This window comes from Psychrobacter piechaudii (assembly GCF_900162825.1).
In the GTDB taxonomy this organism is placed as follows: domain Bacteria; phylum Pseudomonadota; class Gammaproteobacteria; order Pseudomonadales; family Moraxellaceae; genus Psychrobacter; species Psychrobacter piechaudii.
Genome location: NZ_FUGE01000064.1, coordinates 1 through 4,630, shown reverse-complemented (window position 1 = coordinate 4,630; position 4,630 = coordinate 1). Strand labels below are relative to the sequence as shown.

Annotated in this window: 6 protein-coding genes; all 6 read right to left on the bottom strand. The window is 43.1% G+C overall.

The genetic code is table 11. The annotated features are described in order from the left end of the window. Window positions 1-181 precede the first annotated feature (181 nt). Entirely contained in the window at window positions 182-1,420 is a 1,239-nt protein-coding gene (locus tag A1019T_RS02355) for a cysteine desulfurase-like protein (RefSeq protein ID WP_077450251.1), read from the bottom strand. A 43-nt stretch (window positions 1,421-1,463) separates the two neighbouring features. Next, complete coding sequence (locus tag A1019T_RS02350; protein ID WP_167366831.1) at window positions 1,464-2,096, bottom strand: 2OG-Fe dioxygenase family protein; 633 nt, start codon at window positions 2,094-2,096, stop codon at window positions 1,464-1,466. Between the two features lie 173 nt (window positions 2,097-2,269). Then, entirely contained in the window at window positions 2,270-3,097 is an 828-nt protein-coding gene (locus A1019T_RS02345; protein ID WP_077450249.1) for an enoyl-CoA hydratase, read from the bottom strand. A 137-nt stretch (window positions 3,098-3,234) separates the two neighbouring features. Beyond that, window positions 3,235-3,570, bottom strand: a complete 336-nt coding sequence (locus tag A1019T_RS02340; RefSeq protein WP_077450248.1) for a hypothetical protein — start codon at window positions 3,568-3,570, stop codon at window positions 3,235-3,237. Window positions 3,571-3,816: 246 nt separating this feature from the next. Next, window positions 3,817-4,452 (bottom strand): imidazole glycerol phosphate synthase subunit HisH, encoded by a 636-nt coding sequence (hisH, locus tag A1019T_RS02335; RefSeq protein WP_077450247.1) that lies wholly within the window; start codon window positions 4,450-4,452, stop codon window positions 3,817-3,819. A 59-nt stretch (window positions 4,453-4,511) separates the two neighbouring features. Beyond that, a partial coding sequence (locus tag A1019T_RS02330) for a zinc ribbon domain-containing protein (RefSeq protein ID WP_143514067.1) occupies window positions 4,512-4,630 on the bottom strand: 119 nt, incomplete at its 5' end.

Below are 4,630 nucleotides of genomic sequence, written 5' to 3'. Positions count from 1 at the left end.
CAGGATCTATTAATTCACTAAATTGTTCTAGGGTGTCTGGAATCCTTTTATGCGTCTCATTAATAGCGTCTTGTAGTCTCATAGTAAAATAGCCCATCTACTTATTAGATGGGCTATTTTATTACTTTTATTGAGTTTTTGCCTTAACTGACTGGCATTACAACCATTGGTTGGGCTTTTTTTATGCATTCAAAAATTCATCTATCAAATCAAATAACACATCTATTTCTTCGATGGTATTGTAGTGCAGACAACCGGCACGGATCACACCGCCGTCTTCCATAATACCCAACTGTTCGCATAGGCCTTGCGCATAGAAGTTACCGGCACCAACCCCCACGACTCGCTTGGCACAAAAGTCTGCAAACTCTGCAGGCGTCCCTTTGGGCAGTCTAAAGGCAAAGGTTGGACTACGGCCCTCTATACTTTTTTTACCATAGAGCGTTACCCCTTCGATCGCTTTTAGTTTATCTAAGAAGTGAGCAGACAAGGTTTGCTCATAAGATTTGATGTTATCAAAAGCAGTCTCTAAACGATCACGTAAAGGGCTATCTGCTAGCTCTTGACCTGATAACGAGGCCAAGTATTCAATGGCAGCGGTCATACCCGCCAAGCCTTCAAAATTCTGAGTACCCTGTTCCCAGCGGTTCGGGGCAACTTCAGTGGCGGGCTCTACTTTATAAGGCGTTAACCCTTCTAGATGTTCAGTTTTGGCATAGATAGCCGCTACATGAGGTCCGGTAAATTTATAAGCAGACAACACCAAAAAATCGCAATCTAATTGTTGCACGTCAATTGAGAAATGAGGGGCATAATGCACCGCATCAATAAAGGTTAAGGCCCCTACTGACTTTGCCATCTCAATGATACGTTTAGCATCAAGCACACTACCCAATGTATTTGAGGCATAAGTAAAGGCAATCAACTTGGTGTTGTTATCAATTTTGCTGGCCAGCTCGTCGTAGTCAATCTCAAAAGTTTGTTCATCAACAGCGATTTGATGTACCGTCACCCCTTTGTCTTTGGCAATGTGCTTCCATGAAGAGACATTAGAATAGTGATCGGCGGCTGTAATGATAATTTCGTCACCTTCCTGCCAGTCACGACCAATGGCACGGCTAAAGTTAAACATCAGCATCGTTGCTGAGCCACCAAATGAAATAGTATCTGCTGAGGGAGCATTCACTAAAGCTGCCACAGCCTCTCTAGCCTGCTGCATTACTTCGGTGGTTTTGACCCCAGAAAAGAAATTAGAGCCCAAGTTAGCATTATAAAAAGCGAAATAATCACGAATTGCATTAAGGGTGGTTTTGGTGGTTTGCGATCCGCCTGGCCCATCAAAAAAGATAGGCGTTTTGCCATCTACACTTTGATTGAGTGCAGGGAACTGTTGGCGAATGGCGTTAATATTAAAGGGCATAAGCAATCCTTGTTATGCATTTAAATGACAGCGACTTGAACCGCTACTTAATCTTGTCACCGGTGATGACAAACATATCAAAATAGCCGGTTTCTTGATTGGCCTGTACCTCATTGGCACTGTGCCAAAAAAGTGCATCATTTAATACTAGAAACTCACCCTCTTTAAATAGGTGATCCAGCATAGGTTTGCTGTCTTGCGTTTCATGCACATACAGCTCACCACCCGTTAAATTTTCATAATTAACGAAGAACATACCAATACGATTAAAACCATCTTGATGCACCCCTTCTGGGGCAATAGCAATGGTTTGGTTGGGCTTAGCACGCATACGTAGCTGATGCACCTCAACCTCTGTGTCTACAGGAAGTTCCGCATTGGTATAAAACTGAGCAAACATCTCTTGAAAGGCATCACTTTCATAGCAAGACGCTTCGATATCAGGATACTCACGCGCGATATCGCCCTGAAACTTATTGAGTTCACTAGATTGCTTAAAAGAGCGGTAAGGCAGTTTATTAACTTTATTGCCACTGAAAGTAAAAGCGCTATAACGACGCAAACGATAATCGCCGTCTTTATACTCGTTTTCGGGAATATTCAAAAAAGAAGGAGCCAACTGTTGAACGTTGGTTTCAGAGAGCTTACCAAGTTTTAAATAAAAGGGAGTAGTCATAATCATCCTTGTCATAACTTATAGTTTGAATGATTATAAATAAAAAGAAACAATAAAGCCAGCATCAAAAAAAAACGACTAAGTCTTCATAGAAAAGGCAATAAAAAACTCAGCCAAAACAAAGTATTAGGCTGGGTCATTTAATTTCATCAGTTAGTTACTCGTTCGGCGCCTTAATGCCCTTGCCACACCGCTTGGCGCTTCTCAACAAAAGCATCGATACCTTCAGCCACATCATCTGCCATCATATTATCAACCATAACTTGGCTGGCATAGTCATAAGCGTCTGGCAAGCTCATACTTAGCTGGTTATAGAACATCTGCTTACCGGTGGCTGTGGCCACAGGAGATTTGCTGATAATGGCTTGGATCAACGCCTGCAGTTCATTGTCTAGCTGCTCAGGCTCTGCCACTCGGTTAATTAAACCTTGTGCCGCCGCTGTCTCGGCATCGATAAACTCACCAGTAATCAGCATCTCAAAAGCCAGTTTGGGGGATAGATTGCGACTGACCGCCACTGCAGGCGTAGAACAAAATAGCCCCACATTAATGCCCGAGGTGGCAAACTTAGCGGTACGTGAGGCCACTGCTAAATCACACGAGGCCACCAACTGGCACCCTGCTGCGGTAGCAATGCCTTGCACTTTGGCAATGACAACTTGAGGCATACGGTTTAGGGTCAGCATCATCTGACTGCACTGATTAAACAGGGCCTGATGAAATTCTCTCTCAGAATGGGCGCGCATCTCTTTTAGATTGTGACCGGCACAAAAGGCTTTGCCTTCTGCGGCAATCACCACCACTAGAATGGAGTTGTCTTTTTTAATCTCATCCAGCTCTTTTTGCAGGGCAGTAAGCAAGGCCACCGATAAAGCATTAAATTGTTTGGGGTTGTTTAAGGTCAGGGTCACCACACCGCTATTATCACTGCTGTCCTGGCGGATAACTAACGGATCTGGTTGTGTGGCTACTGAGGTATTCGTTGCGGTTTGCTGTGTCATATCTCATCCTTGATATATTATTTAAAATGAAAAACTTCTTAAAATAAAAGAAGCTTCCCTTAAAGTATAGGATTTAGCACTTAAATTAAACTGCTATTTTTATTAACTTACTATTTTTAGTAACTTACTATGACTCGCTAACTATGCTTATCAAACAAGGAAGTCCAGCGATTCACCGCATACAGCACATACGGCCAAAAGCAGGTATTAATAATATCGTGAATACTGAGCCTTAGATGTTCACCAGTGATATTGGGGTAATTGTGACTTAAATCTAAATACTCGCCTAAAAGCGCAAAGCAGGTAACCATCACTAGCGCAATATTAAGCCGAGTTAGCTGACGTTGCACAAAGGGTCGTGTTACCAACAGGCTAAATAAGAACACCCCTATCCCGACATAGATATGCAGAGAATCTCGATCTAATCCCGTAAAATCAGTGACATATATTTTAAACTGTTGAAACCCAACCAATTTTGACTCCAAAATTATTACACAACAAATGCAGTACCGTCTTTCAAGACTCTAAACGACCCAAAATAAAGTCTCAGTATAGGCGACAAAACTAACGGTAGGGTTAGGCTTTGTTGGTGTTGTTTGTTTTAATGAAATACTAGTTAAGCCAATTTAAACTGTGCTCTACAAAAAACCGCGACTGGCTTGAGCTAATCGCGGTTTTGATTATTGGGCTAATTAAAAAAAGCAAAAGCTTAATAACCCTTAAATCTGCCACTCAACAAAGTTCTTCAAGAGCTGTAGCCCATCTTTGTGGCTCTTTTCAGGGTGAAACTGAGTAGCAAAAAGATTTTCTTTTAGGATGCTGGCACAAAAGGGCTGACCATAATCACAAACGGCAGCCGTTACCGAGCTATCTTCAGGAGCACAGTAGTAGCTGTGTACAAAGTAGAAATGAGCGTGCTCATCAATACCCTGCCAAAGGGGGTGGCTACGATCCATACCAGAGATGGTATTCCAGCCCATATGCGGAATCTTAATGGTGGCTCCCTGCTCATCTGTCCAACTCGGATCAAACTTTTTAACTTGACCGGAAACGATGTCTAAGCATTGAGTATGCTCAAACTCCAATGATTCGTTAAATAGCGCCTGCATACCGACACAGATAGCCATGACTGGCTTGTTAAACGCAGCTTCTTGCACTACCTTATCAATGCCCTGCTCGCGCATTTGAGCCATACAATCGCGCATTGCCCCAACGCCTGGGAATACGATTTTATCCGCCGCACGAATGATCTTGGGATCATTGGTAATCGACACCTCAGCCCCCACTGCCGATAATGCCTTGCTGGCAGAATGCAGGTTGCCCATGCCGTAGTCTAAAAGTGCGATTTTGGTCATAAATTGGTCTCTTTGGCTTATTGGTTTTTACTATATAACTCATTGACCTCCTCCCCTCGCTAAACCGAGGGGATTCCTACAGCTAGACGGTCAAGCCCGACCGCAAGGATGTTCTTAGCAGCATTGATATCTCTATCATGCCATGTGCCACACTCAGCACAAGTCCATCCTCTTATTC